The sequence below is a fragment of the Acidomonas methanolica genome (genome assembly GCF_004346035.1).
GTDB lineage: Bacteria > Pseudomonadota > Alphaproteobacteria > Acetobacterales > Acetobacteraceae > Acidomonas > Acidomonas methanolica.
Map to the genome: position 1 here is coordinate 362,666 of NZ_SLZN01000001.1, position 18,058 is coordinate 380,723.

The following is an 18,058-nucleotide window of genomic DNA, read 5'->3' on the forward strand; positions in this document are numbered from 1 at the left end:
ATAATCCCAACTCTGCGACAGAACGATATGATCGAGACTTTTCAATGACTAAATTTCGTCCGCATCATGATTGAGCTGGGCCCCGGCGTCGTCGCGGCGAGTCGCATGACAGGCCGGGCGACAGGCTGGACAGGCGCCCTGGCGATGGTCATGGTCTGCGGCGTTCTTTCCCCGCCCGCCGCGGCGACAAGCCTGCGCGACGCCATCACGACCGCCTGGGGGCAGGACCCCAACGCCCGCTCGGCCCGCGTGGACGAGATGGCGGCCAGCCGCACGGCGCGCGACACGGATAGCTGGTTCCCGAGCGGCCCCATCCTGAACGGCCAGTATCAGGACGACCATTTCATCGGCACGAATATCGGCTACACCACCTATCAGGGCACGATCATGCTCCCGCTCTGGCTGCCGGGACAGGGAACGGCGACCGTCAAGAACGCGCTCGCCGACGCCGAAATGGCCCGCGCCACGCAGAAGGTCGCTCATCTCGCCACCGCCATCCGCGTGCTGGACGTCACCGGGACCGCCACCCTGCTCAGGCGCGAGCTGGACTCGCTGCGGACGGCGGACACGCTCCTCGCGCGCATCGAACACGACACGCGCCATGCCGTCGCCGTCGGCGAAAGTCCCACCACGGACCAGGAAGCCGTCGCGGGCGAGAAAGCCGACCTCGACGCCCGGATCGCCGATACGGAGCAGAATATAGAAACCGCCCGCGCCGAACTCGGCACGTTGACGGGCAGCGAGGACATTCCAGACCTCATGGCGCTCGACGGCCATGTCCTCACGGCGCGCGGCGTGAAGCTGGACCCGGAGCACGACCCCCGCATCCTTCTCGCCGCCGCCGCGACCCGCGCGGCGCACGCGTCCTACGAGGTTGCCGCCCATTCCTACATACCCGCTCCCGAGGTCGGGCTGATGGTCACGAAACAGGGCCAGTACGGCAGCCCGTGGGACACGCAGGTGGGCGCGCAATTCACCGTCGCGCTGCCCAGCGCCGCGCGCAACACGCCGATGCTGATGAAACAGGCCAAGCTGGTTGGCCTGGCGGAACGCGACGCCGTGCTGGCCGAACGCAAGGTGCGGCTCGAATATGCCAGCACCCGCGCCCAGCTCGTCGCCGCCCTGAAACTGCTCAAGAGCACGCGCGCCAGCCAGGGCGCGCTCGACGACCGCGCCAACCAGCTCGACCATGCCTGGCGTGTGGGCGAAACCTCGCTGATCGAGGCACTCCGCGCCCGCCGCATGGCGCTCGACGCACAGATGCGCGCCGCGCGCGCCGAGGTAGTCTGGCGCGTCGCGCTGGTGCGGATGATCCTGATGGCGGACGAGCTTCCCTAGCAGGCTGTTCCGGACGCCGTTTTCCATCCCTTGTCGCCCTGTTTTCCACACCCCATGTTCTGCCCGTCATCCGACACTGCATCATCAGATACGGAGGATCTGCACATGCGTTTTCGTCAAAGTGTCCGGTCCGGCGCCGCGATCGCCGCACTCATTCTCAGCGCAGCCGCGCTTCCGGCACAGGCACAGGAGGGTTTGCGCGTCATCGACGCCAGTGGCCATCAGATCGGCGTCCTGATCCCCTCGCCTGAAGCCGCGCCGATCTCCAGCCTCCCCGATACCGATCTTGCCGTTTTCGCTGCGCTCGACCGCATGATGGCGCGGGAAATGGCGATCATGGAAGCGGCCGACAACGAGATGGCGGCGCAATTGAACGCAGAGCGGCGCGCCATGCCGGTGGCGCAAGACCAGAGCGGCGACGGAAGCACGGGCCATGAGGGCGTCGCCTGGCAAACCTTCAGCGCGGTAAGCATCGGCGGGCGGGGCGCCTCCTGCACCCGGACGGTCACCATGACGTCGAACGGCACATCCGCCCCTGTCGTTCATACGACCAGCACGGGAGGCAGCGCCTGCGCGGCGCTCCTCGCACCGGGCCCCGTGTCCACGCAATCCCCGCCTGAGCCGAGCCGGTCGGCGCTCCGGACGCTCATCCCTGCCGTGGACATGCGCGCAACCGGCTCCGACGAAGCGCGCTGTATGGGGACAATGAGAATTGCAGAACTGGAAAGTGCGGGATTGACCGGGACGATGCGGGCCTTCGTGGGACGCGAGTGGCGGTTTTCCGCGATTTTCCGTGCCCTAACGACCCGAAGGCAATCGCATGCTGCCTCCTGGGCGAGACAGGGATGTTGCAGTGGAATGCGGACAACGGGACAACGTGCGTTGCAGCATGCGCGGAAAGATGAAGCGCCGTCTGAGAATGGTTTAGGGACGTCTTAAACGGAGCAATACTGTTTTATTTGTCGGCGGATTGCTCATCCAGGCCGCTCCGAGGGTCATATTCGATCTGCGGGACGGCGATGGGATGGACACGTCGGCTGGCGATAATAGTAGCGATGACCCTAGCCCGCTCTTTCGCGGCGGCTAGATCTATCGGTCTGAGGTATGAGCAATAAAGCACCATCGTCGACAGGTCGTTTTGGGTGACATAGGGCGAACCGCTCGCCGCGATCACCGCGCTCCACGCACACGCTTGAAGCATGTTGGACACAACTGCGCCGCCTCTGCCTCCGTCAGGATCGTGCCGGCCCGCAATAAAATCAAAAAGAATGTCATTCTGCGCCTTGTAGTCTCCTGCGAGCGCGTTGACGTATTGCCTAACAAATCTGTCCTGGTGTTGCATGCATCCCTTCATTCCTCCCCACGTATAGCATCTCCCTAGAAAGGCTTTTGCTTCTTCGGCGTATTTCTGGGCTTTGCCGGCATTGACTATAGGTGGAGAGTATTCGACCGTATCTTTATTCTGCGGTTCTGGCGCTACTGAAGGTGGATCGGACAGCGGCTGCGTTTCCGCGTGGCGGGGCGCGCCTTGGGACGTGGCTTGCGGCGGCGGCAAGAAGGGCAGCGGCTGTGGCGGCGCGGCTGCGACAGGCTTCGCGTGTTCGGACAGAAAAAATATAGCGAGCAGGAGCGGAGCGCCGATCACGACAAACGGCGCGACGATCATCATAGCCGAAAATTTCCTAATAAATTCAGACGTTTGCTTCTTGCTCATGAAAGCGCCTGCAATCTGTAGGCGACGCGGCCTATTATTGTGATGGTGTCGTCATCATCCGGTTGACCCCAGCGGAATTTTGTTATGGGGATTTCCTCGGGCGGATACCGATTGTTGTCAGAGATGATCTTGATCGTGCCCGTAGCGGTTGGGGAAAGCCGCTTGACCATCAGCATCCCATTGGAAACAAACAGGGTTACGGCGGCCAGCATTCTGCGGGGAGAGGTGTCAACGAGGACACGATCGCCCGTTGCGAGCGTCGGCTCCATACTGTCGCCGCGCACCTTGAGGATGATCGTGTGCTTCGGCTGTAGCCCCAAATCCTCAAGAAAATGCCGCGAAATCGAGACTTGACGCGGCTGAGGCGTGTCAAGTCCCAGAGAACCGTGACCGGCGCTGGCTTCCGCTTCGTCATAGACACGGACAAGAACTCCTTCGGGAGAGGAGTCACCCAATCGAGGGCTGTCGATGTCGGCGACACCGAAAATCAGCCATTGCGGCGACACGTCGCAGGCAGCCGCTAATCGGAGAGCTGTATCTACGCGGAGGGTGCGCCCCTTCAGATACTCGTTGAGAGAACTCTGGGAAATGCCGGAGTTCCGCACGACTGCGGTGTAGCCACCACCTTTTTCGACCGCAATCCGCACTCTTTCAGGGCCTCCCAACTCTTCCCAGTTCGGAACCGGAACTGGGAAGTCAGGCATCGGACGCACTCAACTCATATAATCGATTGTTAAATAAACCAAAAACCGGCTTATCCACAGATGTTCTTCTCAAAAGAAGTGGGAAACAACTTTTATAAGTTGTATCAGCTGAAATGTGCTGTATTCTCACGTTCGTTCCCTATCGAATTGTGGGCCTAGCGGAAGCTACGGCGCGGGGATCAGAAAAAGGGCGGCAGCCACCGCCCGTTTGAGGAGGTCACTTATGGCACAAAAGCCACGTGAAATGCATCCGGGGATGCATGTGGAGGATATCCGCGCCGTGTTGCGCAAGAAGTGGGGCACGCTCCGGGCGCTTTCCATCCATCTCGGCCGGAATCCGAACGCGGTAACGCAGACACTTTCCACGCCCGGATATTCCGTGCCGGTCGAACTGGCGATTGCCGAGGAACTGGGCATGTCGCCTCATGAGGTCTGGCCTGCGCGCTTTCATCCGGACGGCACTCCTGTCTCGTTGCGGGTCGACCGGACTCCTACCGCCGCGATCGCTGTCGATCACCGTAGAAAAGAGGTCGCGGCATGAACGTCATCGAGATATCGCTGGCCGATATCGAGCTCGGCGACCGGCTGCGCGCCGTGGACGTCGATTGGGCGCAGGTGATCGCTGCCTCCGTTATGGAGCACGGGCAGCGGACGCCGATCGAGGTGCGCGAGCAGAAGGGGCGCGGGAAGAAGCCCTATGCGCTGATCGCGGGAGCGCATCGCATCCGGGCCGTATTCCTGGCAGGCCTGGACAGCATCTTCGCCATCGTGCTGAAGGCCGACGATCTTCAGGCGAAGCTGCTGGAGATCGACGAGAACCTGTGCCGCCGCGAATTGTCGGCGCTGGACCGGGCCGTATTCCTGGCCGAGCGCAAGCGCGTGTACGAGGAGCTGCATCCCGAGGCGAAGCATGGGGGCGATCGGAAGTCGGATCAAGCGCGCACGCTTGCACACTTGATCCCCTCCTTCACCGAGGCGACTGCCCAGAAGCTCGGTGTCGACGCCAGCACTTTGAGACGCTCGCTGGCCCGGTTTAGCAGCATTTCGCCGGATGTGCGCGAAAAAATCGCGGGGACGTGGCTGGCCGAGAGCGGCTCGCAACTGGATGCGCTGGCCAAGGAGGTGCCGGAGATGCAGCGGAAGGTCGCGGATTTCGTCGTGCAGTGGCCCGGTGTTCGGCAGGTGAAGGAGATCGTCCGGCAGATCAGGAAGCTGCCCGTACCGCCGGAGCCGGGGAAGCTGGAGAAATTCCTCGCCTTCTTCCGCAAATGCGATCCGGAAGAGCAGCAGACGATCGTCGAGCATGCCGCAGGGCAGATGCCTGCCGTGGCATTCGAGGCGGCGTGGACGAAGGGCTCCGCGTATCAGCGGGAGATGATCGTCGATTTCCTTGCGCCGCATCTGCCCGGATTTGTCCGGGAGAGTGAGGTTGCATGACGGAGGTCATGCAGGATGAACACCGGAATCGGGCCACGGCACTGATGGTCGGGGAGTTCATTCGTGAAATTCGCGGGAAGCGAGGACTCACCCAGGGGCAGCTCGGCAGCCTGGTGGGGAAGGACGCTCCACTCATTGGCGATTGGGAACGGGGGAAGTGCGGCATGCGGCTGACGTCGTTTCTCGATCTGATCTGGGCGCTCGATCTCTCCGCTGACGAGCTGATCGGGTTCCTGCAGGCAGATGGCGCTCTGCGGGCGGTGACGCCATGACCCGGACGATCCAGTCGCGCGAGCAGCTCGATCTCCTCGACTGGCAGGGACCGGACACGGTGGTCGCCTACGATGATGTGCTGATCCGGGCGAACAGCCGGGCTGGACGTCTGGCGCGGGCGATCTCGGTGACGCTCGACACCTGCGGGCGGTCGCGGCGCGATATTGCCGACCGGATGGCCGAGCCTGCGGAGTTTTCCTTCGCCGACGGCGAAATCCGCATGGCGCGGTTCACCGCCGCGTTTTACCGCGACCCGGAGGAGAGCAGCGCCGGCGGCCTGTTCGCCGCGATCTCCGACAGTCTCACGCATGCGCTGACGGCTGCGGATGCGCTCGTTGATCAGGGCATTCTCGCCTGCCAGACGATCCTCTCCCCGCTGGCGATTCCCGTGGCGCTGGCGGGAGCGGTTTCAGGGATGCTGTCCGAGGCGTCCGGGGTGTGGGACGCGCTGATCTCCGACAGCGCGCAACCCGTGCAGGATGCTGCGTCGAGTGCGCAGGCGACGCTGGCGGCCGGGGTGACAGCGCCTGCGACCAACAGCGATACGACCTATGCGGATGCGGTGTCGGCAGCACTGGCCGGCGTCCCGGCCGCGCTTGCGAATGCCTCGGCCACCAGCGATACGGCGGCGATCGCGCCGAGCGCACAGGTGGCCGACGGCGTTACCCTGACAGCCGATCCGCAGGCCGTCACCACGGTGCTCCTCTCGGGGGCAGTGCAGCTCGGCGATGCGGCCGCCACGCTGTCGGACACCAGCACGGCGCCGTCATCGGTGCTGGGGCTCGGGGTGATCGCGCGGCTCATGGCGGTGACGCAGGCCGTGGCGAGCGCTGCTTCCGTCACCTATGTCAGTCAACAGGATGCGATGAGCGGGCGCGATGCGCTGCTGGACGCGATCGACGCGCTGGGGACCGATATCGAGAACGCGGCGGCGCTCGGGGCCGCTTTCGCCATGTCCCGGATGTGGGGTGCGCTGCGCGATCTGCGCACTGCGGTGATCGCCGATTATTCGGACCGGATCGGACGCCTGCCGGCGGTGATCTCCGTGACGCTCGGCGCGCAGGTCAGCGCGTGGCTCGTCGCCTATGCCGTGGCGGGCGATGCGCCGTCGGATGTCGAGACGGTCATGGAGGATCTGGTGACGCGCAACGATCTGATTCACCCGGCGCTGGCGGGACCAGGCGCGCTCGATGTGCTGGACCTGACGTCGTGAGCGAAAGCGCCGCGTCGACCTCCTCCCGGCCGGTGACGGTGCGGATCGCCGGGCGCGTGCTGACGACATGGACCCACTGCGAGGTCGGCCGCGATCTGGCCGATATCGCCGGTTCGTTCCGCATCGAATATCTCGACGTGGCGCGCTCGGACGCGCTGCTCGGGGCGGATGCGGATGACGGCCTCGGCGAGATGGCGGCGATCCGCGATCGCGACCCGGTGGAAATCCTCGTGGCGGGCAAGGTGGTGCTGCGCGGATGGGTGGACGACGTGCTCCTGCGCGCCGACGAGCATTCGGCCTCGGCGATCATCACCGGGAGGGACGTCACCGGCGATCTCGTGGACTGCTCCGTCAATCCGATCGGGCCGGGCGAGTATCGCAATATCCGGCTGGAGAGCCTCGTGGGCACGCTGACGCAGCCCTTCGGGATCACGCTGGACCGGCAGGTGGAGACCGGAGCGCCGTTCACGCTGGTGGCGCTCGATCAGGGTGACACCGTGATGGGGGCGATCGAGAAACACACCCGCCAGCGCGGGGTCCTGGTCACGAGCGACGGCGTGGGCGGCATCGTGCTGACGCAGGGCGGCACGACGCAGGCGCCCGAGGCGCTGAGCTTTCCGGGCAATGTCCGCGCGATCGATGTCCGCATGTCGGGACGCGGGCGCTATTCCGACGTCTATGTCAAAGGGCAGTTCAGAAGCCAGCTAAGACCGGCTCAAGCCACGCTTAAAGCGGGCTCCGCGCCACTGGAAGCGATCCCGTCCCGGTCCGGCGCGTCCCCGTCGAATACCTCGGTCGAGGAGGCGGCGTCGTGCCGCTATGGTCACTGCGTGGACCCGGCGGTGACACGGTATCGGCCCCGCGCCTGGATGAGCGCCACGCAGTCGGGCGGCTCCGTCGCGACCCAGCAGAGCGGCAATCCCGCGCTCGATGCCGGCACGCGGGGACTCTCCGGCGTGCAGATCCCGGCATGGGCCGCCTATCATGGCGGCACGCGGCATATGCGGCGCAAGCGGACGAAGCCGCGCGAGGCGTCGGACCCGTGGACATTGCAGGATCAGGCGCAATGGCGGATGCGCTCCAGCCGGGCGAACACCACGGCGCGGATCTATGTCGTGCCCTCTCTCGCCACCGCGTCCGGCGATCTCTGGCTGCCGAATCAGCTCGTCGCGGTGTCGGACAGCTATTCGGGGATCGACCAGACGATGCTGATCGGCGCGGTGACCTGGGCCGCAGCGCCGGAGGGATACGAGACGCGGATCTCGGTCGTCGATCCGGACGTCTACGATCTGACGGGAGACGAGGATCATCGCAAGCCGGGCGCGCGCAAATCACGCCATCTCACCGCGCGCTCGATGCTGGGACGCGGCTGATGGAGGACATTCACGATCACCTCGATCATCTGCATCAGCTCCTCCGCACGCAGATCCTGCGCGGGGTGGTGACGGCGGTGGACGATACCGGCGCGTCGCAGATGCTGACGGTGCGAACGCATTACGGGATCGTCCGTGCGCAGGTGGAGTGGGCGCAGCCGTTCGGGTTCGGCTCGCACGTGCCGCTCGATGGCGCCGTCGTGCATGTGTTCGCCAATGGCGGCGATCCGTCCGACCTGGTCGCGCTGGTGGCGCATAATCCCTCCGTGGCGCGGATGGGCGATCTGGCCGAGGGAGAGACGGTCCTGTACGACCGGCTCGGGCAGGCTGTCTATCTCAAGGCCGGCGCGATCGTGCAGGTGGATGCGGCGCAGCAGATGGTGGTGCGTGTGGCGGGGCAGCCCGTCTTGACGGTGACGGCGTCGGGCGTGCAGGTTCAGGGCACCATCACCGCTACCGAGGATGTCGTCGCCGGGCAGATCAGCCTGCAATCCCACGTGCATGGAAATGTCCAGCAGGGCGGCGATCTGACGGGCAAGCCGCAGGACTGACGGGGTGGTGCATGTGTTCGCCAATGGCGGCGATCCGTCCGACCTGGTCGCGCTGGTGGCGCATAATCCCTCCGTGGCGCGGATGGGCGATCTGGCCGAGGGAGAGACGGTCCTGTACGACCGGCTCGGGCAGGCTGTCTATCTCAAGGCCGGCGCGATCGTGCAGGTGGATGCGGCGCAGCAGATGGTGGTGCGTGTGGCGGGGCAGCCCGTCTTGACGGTGACGGCGTCGGGCGTGCAGGTTCAGGGCACCATCACCGCTACCGAGGATGTCGTCGCCGGGCAGATCAGCCTGCAATCCCACGTGCATGGAAATGTCCAGCAGGGCGGCGATCTGACGGGCAAGCCGCAGGACTGACGGGGTGGTGCGCTCTCGCACCATGACGCGCCCCGCGCCTGCCGGGCCATGCTCGCGGGCATGGCGCAAATCCCCTTCTGCTCTCTGCGGCTCGGCGTCAATCCGGCGCTCGGCGTGCTCGATCTGGTCATCGATCCGATCGGCAACGGTCGCGGGCGCATGGCGATCGACCGGACGCCCGCGACGCCTCTGCTGATCGCGCTGGGGACCGACCGCCGCGCGGATGCGGATGACGTGCTGCCCGAAATGATGACGGCGCCGGCAGGCGCGAGACCGGGCCTGTTCGCGTATCGCGGATGGGCGGGCGACATCTGCCTGCCGGCGGAACAGCGCTATGGCTGGAAGGGGTGGCTGCTCGCGCGCGCGGGCAACACGGAGGCGACGCGCGTCGCGGCGGCGGATTATGCCGCCCAGGCCGTCTCGCCGATCGCCGAGTATCATGGCGTGGAGATCGATACATCCGCGTCCTGGTATGACCGCGCGCGGGGCATTCTTCAGATCACGGTCTCGGCCGCCGCTGTCCGGGTGGCGCAAAGGGTGACGGCGCTGTGACGGCCGCAATCCCCACCGTGCAGGCCCTCGCTCAGCGTTTCGCCGCGGGGCTGGCGCAGCAGACATTCACGGCGTCGGACGGCACGACAGTGACGCTCGACGCCACGGCGCCCTCCACGCTCGAACAGGCGCTCTCGATCCTGTCGGCGATGGCCGACAAGGAGGTCTATCTCTATCTGCGCGATATCGGCCTCGAGTTGATGGTCACGACGGCGACGGAAAACGGGTTGCTGCCTCAGCACGCGGTGATCTGGGGCGTGCCGCGTCTGGGGGCGACCGCTGCTGTCGGGAATGTGGTGATCGCGGCATCCGGCGCCGTGCCTCTCCCTCAGGGCGCTCTGCTGACCGTCGACGGGTCGGCGCAATGGAGCGTCAATGTGGCGACGGAAATCGCCGCCGGCGCAACGGCGGAGGTCGCTGTCACCGCGACCGTGGCCGGTCCAGCCGGCAATCTCGCCGCCAATACGGCGCTGACGTTCCTCTCGCCCGTGGCGGGCGTCCTGTCCGCGACGGTCGATCAGGATGGCCTGGCGGGTGGAAACGCGATCGAAGCCGTCGAAAGCTGGCGCGCGCGGATCATCGCCGCGATCCGCAACCCTCCGCAGGGAGGATCGGCCTCTGATTACGAGAGATGGGCTTCCGACGCGGGAGCGGCCTATGTCCGGGTTATCCCGTCCTGGATGGGGATCGGCACTGTCGGCGTCATCGTGGCCATGTCGGGAGGCGTGGCCGCTACGGCCGCGCAGATCGCCGTGATCCAGGCGTATATCGACGCGCGGCGTCCCGTGCGGGGCAACGTCATCGTGGCCTCGGCCATCATCGTGCCGCAGGATCTGACGATTGTCCTCAATCCCAACACGCAGGCAGCGCAGGCGGCCGTGACCTCGGCGTTGACGGCCTGGTATCTGGCTCAAGGGATCAACCCGACCCTCTACGTTGCCGCGATCGACAGTCAGATCACGCAAGCGGCCGGTGCCACGAACACGCTCGTCAGCCCGACCGCGGATCAGACACTGGCCGCCAACCAGATGGCGGTCCTCGGAACCATCACCTTCGAGGTGCCCTCATGAGCCGGACGCCAGGACAAATCCTCGCCGAATGGCTCAGTTTACTGCCCCACGGATCAGCGTGGCCGCGCCAGATGCAGAGCAATCTGGCGGCGTTGCTGATGGCCGGAGCGATCGCGCGCGCGCAAATGGAGGCGGATATCGAGGCGCTCGAACTCGAGATCAGCCCGCAGACCTCCACCTTGCTGCTGTCGGACTACGAGGCTGTGCTGGGACCGGATGCCTATGGCCGCGATATCGGCGCTCTTACAACCGCGCAACTGCAGGCCCTGCTCTTCAGCCGCTGGATCGCGCGGGGAGGTCAGTCGATCTCCTATTACGTAGCGCTGGGTGCGGCGATGGGCGTCACGCTGAGCATCTACGAGCCCGATCCGGCGGTCTATGGCGATTTCGTCTACGGGGATGGCTCTGTCTACAGCGATCCGCGCATCGATCTCTTCACGTGGGTCGTGACGCTGCCGAGTCCAGGGACGGACCTCGAGCCCATGATCACCGCAAATCGGCAGCCCGACACGCAGGTTGTTTTTGTTTACGTCGGCGGCACAGGCTTCGGCTCTTACGACTTCTCCAGCATCGCCTTCGGAAGCTAAGTATGATGATTAGAAACCTTCTTCTGCTTATGATGCTCGTGGCCGCCTCGAGCGTAAATGCGTTTGGACAATCGTCGCCGGCCCCGATCGGGCCGCAAGGCGCTCCAGTGCCCATCGCCAGCGGGGTCAAATGGACGCCGGCGATGTGGGGGGCCGCGTTCCAGAGCAAGGCAGACGCGACGGGCGGCATCCTCGAGGCGCCAACGATTCAGGGCGGCACGGCGTCGGGCTTGGTTGCCAGCGCGGCCATGGCGTTGCCGACCAACGCGACAACGCTGCGGCTGTTATCCGATAAATTTCGCGAAATCGTCAGCGTGCGCGATTTCGGGGCGGCCGGAGACGGCGTCGCCGATGATACGCAGGCCATTCAAGCGGCGATCAACGCCATCTGCTCCGGATCAGGCGGCGCGCCGCCTTACGGCTCGGGGGGCAAAATCACGATGCCGCCAGGGGTGTTCCGGATCTCGGCCGTGACCTTCCCGTGCAACGGCGTCGTGCTCGAGGGCGCCAACAATGGCAACGTCAATTCGGGCTCGCTCGACTATCGCGGGACGGTCATCCATCTGACCACACCCGCCAACACGGCCGCCTTTGCGCCCTCCATGGTCGCGGCGGATTACGGCGGCGGCATCCGCATCGCGCATCTCGGCGTGGATGGGACCGACATGGCCGCCAGCGCGACGGTGTTCGATTTCTCGTGGCTCCAGCATTCGACACTCAGCGACATCGTCGCCTATCACGTCACCAATTTCTTCCGCGAAATCGGGGGCGCGCAGAACCTCATCGAGGACGTGGAGCTGTTCGGCTTCTCCGGGACGGGGATCGAGTTCGGCGGCGGCCCCTGCACGGGCAACCTTGCCTCCTGCAATACGCGCGGCGACCTCCTCCGCGTCACCCGCGTGAACATGAACAGCCTGCCGGGCTACACCTCCACCTGTTACGCCTATCACGGCCTGGCGCAGTCTTTGGACGTCACCACCTCGACCTGCGAGAGCGCCGCTTTCGGGATCAACGCCTGGTGCGACACGACCGCCGGCAACAATGGCGAGGCGTGCCCGGCTTTCGCGCGGTTCTACGACGTCGAGGCCGAGGACTGTACGACGTGCGTCAACCTGTCCGACACGCAGGACGCCGAGTTCTTCGGCGGCTACTTCCTCGGGCGCGGCGTCAACAGCACCCACGTCGTCAACGTCTTCAGCACGAACTACGGTGGCAATCCGGCATCGGGCGCGGCGGGCTCCTATGCTCAGGCGATCCGCTTCCATGGCGGACGCTTCGGCAATGCCGGCGGCTCGATCATGAACATGGGCGTCTCGCAGTTCGTCATCGAGGGCGCGCAGTTCTTCAGCGGCAATCTCTCGGACACGGAGAGATCGGTCGGCGCCCCGAACATCGAGGTCACGGGCACCGGCAGCGCGACTACGCCCGTCCAGGGCATCATTGCCAATAACCTGATGTGCGTCGCCTCGGGGGAGCAGCCCGTGGGGCTCTACCAGTCCGGCGTCTGGCTCGATGCCAACGTCAACCACGTCAAGGTGCATGACAACGAGGTCTCGGCCTGCACGGCGGGCGGCGTCTCCGACAAGTCCAGCCTGACCGGATCGTCCAACAACAACGACCTCCACGACAACGGGTAAGGAGATCGACATGGATTACACGACAGCGCCCGGCTATGTGCTCGATGCCGAGGGACGCCGCCGGATCGTGGCGCGGGATCTCGCGAATAATGTGCCAGGGACAAGTGCTACGGGCGTCGATATCGATGCCCTCGTCTGCGAGGCCATGAACGTCATCGAAGGGCTTGCCGGACTGACGGGTTCGGCCGCCAATCTCACACAGCTCGGGCAGGCGATTACGAGCCTTATCGCCACCGATGTGCGGCTTTTAAGCACGGCCCTCGAATGGCAGGCCGTGACGGCCGTCGGCCCCACCTCGATTGCGATCCCGAGTTGGGCCACGCGAGTCGAAATCCGCGCCATCGGCGGCGGGGGCGCAGGGAGTGATTCGAATGTCGCCGCACCCTCCTCTGGCTCTTTTGCCGGCTCGGGAGGCGGTGGGGGAGCGTACGCGTGGGGGACATATGCGGTCAGCGCGGCCACCGCATCCGAGCTGGTCGTGATCGTAGGAGCCGGCGGCACGCTGCAGGGCAATGGTGGCGCAAGCTCTGTCAGCTATAATTCCGCTACGTTGGTGACGGCGGACGGCGGCCAGGGAGGCGCGTTCTATGCCGCCGAAGGGTCGGCCGGAGGGAATGGCGGTGCCGCCACGGGCGGCACGAAATGGAATTTAACGGGGGGCTGGGGCGGCGACGGCCAATCAAATAGTTATATATTCTCCGGCTATGGGGCCGATGGTCCTTGGGGCGGCGGGGGCCGTGCAGACAATGCGGGCGGCCTGAGTGGGACCGCGCCAGGCGCAGGCGGAGGGGGTGCGTATAGCGATTCCTCATCGGGGGGCACCGCGCTGGGCGGTAACGGCGCGGATGGGATCGTCCTGTATCGGTTTCTGCCATGAGCCTCGACCTCAAACAAGGCACCACATTCGCCGTCATCGTCACATTTCAGGACGCGGAGGGCGCGCCCGTTGAGCTCGCGGGCGCCACATTGCAGAGCCAGATCCGGGACAGCCTGGGTAATCTGCTCGCCATCCTCACGGCCTCGGCGGCGCCCAATCGTCCGGGTGTCGTCAACATCTCGTATAGCGGCTCAACGGCGGCATGGCCCGTGGGGCGCTATTTCTGCGACGTGGTCATGCTGACGGCGGACGGTGTCACGCAAGCGACGCAAACTTTCGGGGTGATCGTCAATCCGTCTGTCACACAATGGGGGAGCACCACATGATTAACGGCAATTCGCCCATCAGCGTGACGATCTCGCCTGGACAAGCGGGCGCCGGCGCGCCCACGGTCACCTCTATCGTGCTCGATCAAGCGACAGGCGCGCTCGTGTTCACCTTTTCGGACGGCTCCCAGGTCTCGGCCGAGGGGCTGCCCGCTGCGCTGGCGCAATATCTGGGAGGCGCGTCGCTCGCCGTGCTCGACGACGCAGGCGCTCTGATGCTCGGGGGCAAGCCGCGGCTCGGCGTGTCGGCGGACGGCAATCTGACGATGCCCACGCCGCTCCCGGATACCACGACCGGGTATGTTCCGGTCTCGGGCAGCGGCGAGGTCTATCTCAACGGCTCAGGCCCCATGGAGGTCGCATGATCATCCGGAATATCCTCCTCTGTGCGGCGCTGACGGCCACATGCGCCCATGCGCAGCGCGGGCCAGTCATGTCATCCGGAGGCGGCATCCGGCAGGCGCCCGTGGCGGCGCAATGGGCGATAGGCCAGGACGGGGTCGCGCATTTCGCCAATCTGGACAGCGCCACCATGATCAGCGGAGTGCGCGCGGACACGCTCGCCGCGCAGGCATCGTCCGCCGTCCCGAAAACGTGGGTAGGAGCGGTTTCCGGCGTTGCGGGGCTGGACGCGAATGGGAATGTGACGGCTCCCGTCACGGGGGTGGTGAGCGCGGCCAATGCGCGCGCGTCCTATAGCGGCTCAGTCCCCCGGACGATCTCATCCCGCTGGAGTGAAGTCATCGATGTAGCAGATTTCGGTGCGTTGTTGCGGGCGAACACTGCGACTAACGATCAGGCTGCAATTAGTGCAGCTTTTGCCGTCAATTCGTCCGGCGAGATGGTAAAAATTCAGGGCGGATATTGGCCTGACGTTAGTTGGCAACCTACAAATACCGCTAATACACGCTTTGTCAACATTGATGGCTATTTACACAACCGACCTGCTCGCAACATTACTGACTACGGCTTAAACATAGGGGTGCCCAATTTCGGGTATGGTGTAACTTCGCTCAATCACGGCGAGGATTATGACACGGCGGATTGGATGCTTTCGCGGGTGGATAAAGGACAGGACAGGTCGAGTTATAGCGTTGCAAGCTTCAATTACGTTAGTGATGGGAATAACGCTACCCGGCAGGATGCGCCTTTCGCGTTTACGTCAACCTCTACAACGGGCAGTTCCGGATACACGGACAATGCCGTTTTCACTCTCAATTCTATGGGCAAAAATGGCTGGGCTGGACAAGATACCAATAAATGGAGTCACACAGTCAGTTACGGCACGAACTGGCTGTGGGACAACATTCAGGAGCTTTACGACTGGGTGCCGTTCGCCTGCCCGCCAAGTGAGGAAAACCAGTGTTTTGCGAGATATATGAACGAGGAGGATATGTATGGGATCGGTCCGGAAAAGGCTGAGTCCTCTTATGACCCTACCAACGTCATCCGCAAGATGTTCTGGCTCACTACGAACCATAACGTAAACTATGCTTCTGACCCAAACCTTCGCTGGCAGGCGAATACATCGTACTTTCGCTATCAGATCATTACCGCAAAAGATGGAAATGGTCACGAGTGGATGTTTCAAGGCTTGCCAATTAATTACAATACAAACGACTCCAGCACATTTTATGGAATAACTGGGGCGTCTGAACCGACTTGGAGTTTTACGAAAGGCAATACAGTATCGGATGGCTCTATTCTGTGGACCAATATCGGGCCGTGGACATACGATCTGGGAGCAGTTCTACTGATCGGTGGGGACAATGACCCCAGCGCCGGGTATAATGAGCGGATAGGGTCTGTTCTTGCGGAGCAGACAGATAGTATTTATAACGCGATCATTGACATGTCCAAGGCCGTTTTCGACTCGTCGGTTCCGGTCAAGGTTTTCGCACGCATCCAGCCGGATGTGTATTTCGATCTCAGTGCGGACGGAACGCAAAGCGGCCAGAACACCCATTTACTCGGGTACTCGTCAGCCAGTCGGGCATTGGAATACTTCGTCGGAGCCGATCATCAAAAAGCGTTTTCGGTCGATGACTCAGGCAATATGAATGTATTGGGAATAACCACTATTGGGGTAGGCAGCCAGGCGTCGTTAGAAACTATGTCCTCTGTTTCTGGGTCTGCGACTCACATTGGGTATGACAGGTTCGGAGGAAATGAGAGCGACATTATATCGAATCAATACGGGTTAAATTTCGTAGCCCCAGACCCGACGAGTGGCGCGTTGCCGTTTCGGGCTCAGATGGTTGTCAATAACGGCCATGTGTCTCTGGACGTGCCGTTGAAACTGATGAATGTCACGTCCCTGCCGAGCATCGTGGATGCAGGGTATATAGTTCAGAATAATACGGACAGTCATCCGTACATTTTTGAAAATGGCTGGCAGCCGCTTGCTTTATTGGATGCGGGATACAACTTGTCTACCACCGGTAATATTGCTACGGGCGGATATTTTCAAGAAACGCTCACCACCCCCTCGTCATCCTCCGCAGCCTGCACCGCCGGGCAGTTCACGGACGACGCCAATTATCACTACGTCTGTGTGGCTACGAACACGTGGAAGCGCGTCGCGCTGAGTTCGTTCTGATCATGGGGCTCCTCACCCTCTGGGCGGCCTGGTCAGGTCCGATCGGCGTAGTGGCCGGATATGGTGGCGCGCTCTTGCGTGCACGCGCCCAGATGCGCCGCGACCATCTCGATGCCGGTGCGCAGGCGCTCCAGCTCGTGGCCAGCTATCAGCGGCGCGAGGCGCAGCTGATCGCCGAACGCGAACGCTCCCTCGCGTACGAGATGGATGCCCGCGCGAGGGCGCGGATCGCGGCCGACGTGCTTCAGGTCGTGCATGTCGAGGCGATCTCGGCCCGGTTGCGCTGTCACGATCTGGAGATGCGGCAGGGACTGCCGCTCACGGATTTCCCGCTGTTCCCCGATTTCCCGTTTCGAGAGATACCCCCGTCACAGGAGGCGCACGCGTCGTCCGCGACGGGGGGCTGATGCGGCTCCCACCGCTCAGCCGGGTGGTGAGACACCCACGGGTAAACCCGCCCCGCCCACCGCTGCAGCGGCGGGGTCATGATGGACACATTCTCTATATGGAGTCGACTCTCAGGCCGGTTCCGGCCGTCAAACCCGTCGCCCCCTATCTCGGCGGCAAGCGGCGTCTCGCCGCGCGTATCATCGAGCGGCTGACGGAGATCCCGCACCGTCATTACGTCGAGCCCTTCGTGGGCATGGGCGGCGTGTTCCTGCGCAGGCCGTTTTTCGTCGAATGCGAGGTGGTCAACGATCTCAACCGCGACGTGGCGAACCTGTTTCGCATCCTCCAGCGGCATTACGTGCCCCTCATGGATATGCTCCGCTGGCAGATCACCTCGCGCGATGAATTTGAGCGCCTGCTGGCGTCCAATGCGGACAGCCTCACGGACCTCGAGCGTGCCGCGCGGTTCCTCTATCTCCAGCGGACGGCGTTCGGCGGCAAGGTCAACGGGCGCACTTTCGGAGTCAGCCTCCGGCGCGCGCGTTTCGATGTCCAGGAGCTGGGCGCGGCACTGGCCGAGGTGCATCAGCGCCTCAGCCGGGTGACGATCGAGTGTCTGCCATGGCAGCAGGTGATCAAGCGATACGACCGGCCGGAGACGCTGTTCTATCTCGATCCGCCCTATTGGGGATGCGAGAGGGACTATAACGCGCCGTTTGGCCAAGAGATGTTCGGAGAGATGGCGGAGCGCCTGGCGCGGCTGCAGGGACGTTTCGTGCTGTCGCTCAATGACTGCCCGGAGGTGCGTCAGACGTTCGCCGCGTTCGACATCGAGGGGATCGAGGTGGGGTATTCCGTCTCGAAACAGCGTTCCGGGAGGGGGACGTTTGGGGAGGTTTTAATCAGCAATTAGACGCGAATTAAACCCCGCCCAGAAGGCGTCATGCGTTGCATAAAGGGTGCAATGCATCATGTCCCGCTCTGCAAAATTCGCTGTCCCGCTACACGCGCCACCGCAACGCCCTGTAAGACAGGCGGGGACCGTACTCGTTTTTATGG

22 protein-coding genes are annotated in these 18,058 nt (G+C 63.8%); 18 read left to right on the plus strand and 4 right to left on the minus strand.

Annotated features, from left to right (window positions below; genetic code table 11):
- Positions 1-66 precede the first annotated feature (66 nt).
- Positions 67-1,338, plus strand: coding sequence for a TolC family protein (locus EDC31_RS01725; protein WP_243697786.1), 1,272 nt, complete (start codon positions 67-69; stop codon positions 1,336-1,338).
- A gap of 84 nt (positions 1,339-1,422) precedes the next feature.
- Here the strand turns inward: EDC31_RS01725 and EDC31_RS01730 are convergent, their stop codons facing one another.
- The 4 genes from EDC31_RS01730 to EDC31_RS01740 all read right to left on the minus strand — a co-directional run bounded on the left by EDC31_RS01730 (position 1,423) and on the right by EDC31_RS01740 (position 3,699).
- On the minus strand, positions 1,423-1,773 hold the full coding sequence (locus EDC31_RS01730) for a hypothetical protein (protein WP_132126873.1): 351 nt from the start codon (positions 1,771-1,773) through the stop codon (positions 1,423-1,425).
- Positions 1,774-1,880: 107 nt separating this feature from the next.
- Entirely contained in the window at positions 1,881-2,003 is a 123-nt protein-coding gene (locus EDC31_RS18330; protein ID WP_261753668.1) for a hypothetical protein, read from the minus strand.
- A gap of 290 nt (positions 2,004-2,293) precedes the next feature.
- On the minus strand, positions 2,294-3,052 hold the full coding sequence (locus tag EDC31_RS01735; protein WP_132126874.1) for a hypothetical protein: 759 nt from the start codon (positions 3,050-3,052) through the stop codon (positions 2,294-2,296).
- Positions 3,049-3,699, minus strand: coding sequence for an XRE family transcriptional regulator (locus tag EDC31_RS01740; protein ID WP_158310351.1), 651 nt, complete (start codon positions 3,697-3,699; stop codon positions 3,049-3,051). The genes EDC31_RS01735 and EDC31_RS01740 overlap by 4 nt, the downstream gene beginning before the upstream one ends.
- A 280-nt stretch (positions 3,700-3,979) precedes the next feature.
- On the opposite strand from EDC31_RS01740, the gene EDC31_RS01745 reads away from it, so the two are divergent.
- From EDC31_RS01745 to EDC31_RS01820, 17 genes are all read left to right on the plus strand, one after another.
- The gene (locus EDC31_RS01745; RefSeq protein ID WP_042060993.1) at positions 3,980-4,297 is read left to right on the plus strand and encodes a helix-turn-helix domain-containing protein; all 318 of its coding nucleotides are present in this window, start codon (positions 3,980-3,982) and stop codon (positions 4,295-4,297) included.
- Positions 4,294-5,193 carry a ParB N-terminal domain-containing protein gene (locus tag EDC31_RS01750; RefSeq protein WP_052512143.1) on the plus strand — a complete coding sequence of 300 codons (900 nt, stop codon included), beginning with the start codon at positions 4,294-4,296 and terminating at the stop codon, positions 5,191-5,193. Before EDC31_RS01745 ends, EDC31_RS01750 begins: the two co-directional genes overlap by 4 nt.
- Positions 5,190-5,465, plus strand: a complete 276-nt coding sequence (locus EDC31_RS01755) for a helix-turn-helix transcriptional regulator (protein ID WP_042060990.1) — start codon at positions 5,190-5,192, stop codon at positions 5,463-5,465. Before EDC31_RS01750 ends, EDC31_RS01755 begins: the two co-directional genes overlap by 4 nt.
- Positions 5,462-6,679, plus strand: coding sequence for a RodZ family helix-turn-helix domain-containing protein (locus EDC31_RS01760; RefSeq protein WP_052512141.1), 1,218 nt, complete (start codon positions 5,462-5,464; stop codon positions 6,677-6,679). The genes EDC31_RS01755 and EDC31_RS01760 overlap by 4 nt, the downstream gene beginning before the upstream one ends.
- Positions 6,676-8,052 carry a phage baseplate assembly protein gene (locus EDC31_RS17595; RefSeq protein ID WP_042060987.1) on the plus strand — a complete coding sequence of 459 codons (1,377 nt, stop codon included), beginning with the start codon at positions 6,676-6,678 and terminating at the stop codon, positions 8,050-8,052. Before EDC31_RS01760 ends, EDC31_RS17595 begins: the two co-directional genes overlap by 4 nt.
- On the plus strand, positions 8,052-8,603 hold the full coding sequence (locus EDC31_RS17600; protein WP_165920194.1) for a phage baseplate assembly protein V: 552 nt from the start codon (positions 8,052-8,054) through the stop codon (positions 8,601-8,603). The genes EDC31_RS17595 and EDC31_RS17600 overlap by 1 nt, the downstream gene beginning before the upstream one ends.
- Before the next feature lie 4 nt (positions 8,604-8,607).
- Positions 8,608-8,961, plus strand: a complete 354-nt coding sequence (locus EDC31_RS01770; RefSeq protein WP_132126876.1) for a phage baseplate assembly protein — start codon at positions 8,608-8,610, stop codon at positions 8,959-8,961.
- Positions 8,962-9,021: 60 nt separating this feature from the next.
- Positions 9,022-9,513 (plus strand): phage GP46 family protein, encoded by a 492-nt coding sequence (locus tag EDC31_RS01775; protein ID WP_158310346.1) that lies wholly within the window; start codon positions 9,022-9,024, stop codon positions 9,511-9,513.
- Positions 9,510-10,583: a baseplate J/gp47 family protein gene (locus EDC31_RS01780; RefSeq protein ID WP_042060539.1), complete on the plus strand. Its 1,074-nt coding sequence runs from the start codon at positions 9,510-9,512 to the stop codon at positions 10,581-10,583. Before EDC31_RS01775 ends, EDC31_RS01780 begins: the two co-directional genes overlap by 4 nt.
- Positions 10,580-11,170: a putative phage tail protein gene (locus EDC31_RS01785; RefSeq protein ID WP_081797767.1), complete on the plus strand. Its 591-nt coding sequence runs from the start codon at positions 10,580-10,582 to the stop codon at positions 11,168-11,170. The genes EDC31_RS01780 and EDC31_RS01785 overlap by 4 nt, the downstream gene beginning before the upstream one ends.
- 107 nt (positions 11,171-11,277) lie before the next feature.
- Entirely contained in the window at positions 11,278-12,807 is a 1,530-nt protein-coding gene (locus EDC31_RS01790) for a glycosyl hydrolase family 28-related protein (protein WP_158310347.1), read from the plus strand.
- A 10-nt stretch (positions 12,808-12,817) separates the two neighbouring features.
- Positions 12,818-13,684, plus strand: a complete 867-nt coding sequence (locus tag EDC31_RS01795; RefSeq protein WP_052512075.1) for a glycine-rich domain-containing protein — start codon at positions 12,818-12,820, stop codon at positions 13,682-13,684.
- Positions 13,681-14,010 (plus strand): hypothetical protein, encoded by a 330-nt coding sequence (locus EDC31_RS01800; RefSeq protein WP_042060541.1) that lies wholly within the window; start codon positions 13,681-13,683, stop codon positions 14,008-14,010. The genes EDC31_RS01795 and EDC31_RS01800 overlap by 4 nt, the downstream gene beginning before the upstream one ends.
- Positions 14,007-14,375 carry a hypothetical protein gene (locus EDC31_RS01805; protein ID WP_042060543.1) on the plus strand — a complete coding sequence of 123 codons (369 nt, stop codon included), beginning with the start codon at positions 14,007-14,009 and terminating at the stop codon, positions 14,373-14,375. Before EDC31_RS01800 ends, EDC31_RS01805 begins: the two co-directional genes overlap by 4 nt.
- A complete protein-coding gene (locus EDC31_RS01810) occupies positions 14,372-16,609 on the plus strand; it encodes a hypothetical protein (protein ID WP_042060545.1) in 2,238 nt (745 codons plus the stop codon). Before EDC31_RS01805 ends, EDC31_RS01810 begins: the two co-directional genes overlap by 4 nt.
- Positions 16,610-16,611: 2 nt before the next feature.
- Positions 16,612-17,016 (plus strand): hypothetical protein, encoded by a 405-nt coding sequence (locus EDC31_RS01815; protein WP_042060549.1) that lies wholly within the window; start codon positions 16,612-16,614, stop codon positions 17,014-17,016.
- A 98-nt stretch (positions 17,017-17,114) separates the two neighbouring features.
- Complete coding sequence (locus EDC31_RS01820; RefSeq protein ID WP_042060550.1) at positions 17,115-17,912, plus strand: DNA adenine methylase; 798 nt, start codon at positions 17,115-17,117, stop codon at positions 17,910-17,912.
- The last annotated feature ends 146 nt before the right edge of the window (positions 17,913-18,058 follow it).

Bases quoted from the DNA above. Each gene is read 5' to 3' on its own strand.
- EDC31_RS01725 (WP_243697786.1), top strand. From the start codon at position 67: ATGATTGAGCTGGGCCCCGGCGTCGTCGCGGCGAGTCGCATGACAGGC.
- EDC31_RS01730 (WP_132126873.1), bottom strand. From the start codon at position 1,773: ATGGCCCGTGCTTCCGTCGCCGCTCTGGTCTTGCGCCACCGGCATGGC.
- EDC31_RS18330 (WP_261753668.1), bottom strand. From the start codon at position 2,003: ATGTCCACGGCAGGGATGAGCGTCCGGAGCGCCGACCGGCTCGGCTCA.
- EDC31_RS01735 (WP_132126874.1), bottom strand. From the start codon at position 3,052: ATGAGCAAGAAGCAAACGTCTGAATTTATTAGGAAATTTTCGGCTATG.
- EDC31_RS01745 (WP_042060993.1), top strand. From the start codon at position 3,980: ATGGCACAAAAGCCACGTGAAATGCATCCGGGGATGCATGTGGAGGAT.
- EDC31_RS01750 (WP_052512143.1), top strand. From the start codon at position 4,294: ATGAACGTCATCGAGATATCGCTGGCCGATATCGAGCTCGGCGACCGG.
- EDC31_RS01755 (WP_042060990.1), top strand. From the start codon at position 5,190: ATGACGGAGGTCATGCAGGATGAACACCGGAATCGGGCCACGGCACTG.
- EDC31_RS01760 (WP_052512141.1), top strand. From the start codon at position 5,462: ATGACCCGGACGATCCAGTCGCGCGAGCAGCTCGATCTCCTCGACTGG.
- EDC31_RS17600 (WP_165920194.1), top strand. From the start codon at position 8,052: ATGGAGGACATTCACGATCACCTCGATCATCTGCATCAGCTCCTCCGC.
- EDC31_RS01775 (WP_158310346.1), top strand. From the start codon at position 9,022: ATGGCGCAAATCCCCTTCTGCTCTCTGCGGCTCGGCGTCAATCCGGCG.
- EDC31_RS01785 (WP_081797767.1), top strand. From the start codon at position 10,580: ATGAGCCGGACGCCAGGACAAATCCTCGCCGAATGGCTCAGTTTACTG.
- EDC31_RS01795 (WP_052512075.1), top strand. From the start codon at position 12,818: ATGGATTACACGACAGCGCCCGGCTATGTGCTCGATGCCGAGGGACGC.
- EDC31_RS01800 (WP_042060541.1), top strand. From the start codon at position 13,681: ATGAGCCTCGACCTCAAACAAGGCACCACATTCGCCGTCATCGTCACA.
- EDC31_RS01805 (WP_042060543.1), top strand. From the start codon at position 14,007: ATGATTAACGGCAATTCGCCCATCAGCGTGACGATCTCGCCTGGACAA.
- EDC31_RS01810 (WP_042060545.1), top strand. From the start codon at position 14,372: ATGATCATCCGGAATATCCTCCTCTGTGCGGCGCTGACGGCCACATGC.
- EDC31_RS01815 (WP_042060549.1), top strand. From the start codon at position 16,612: ATGGGGCTCCTCACCCTCTGGGCGGCCTGGTCAGGTCCGATCGGCGTA.
- EDC31_RS01820 (WP_042060550.1), top strand. From the start codon at position 17,115: ATGGAGTCGACTCTCAGGCCGGTTCCGGCCGTCAAACCCGTCGCCCCC.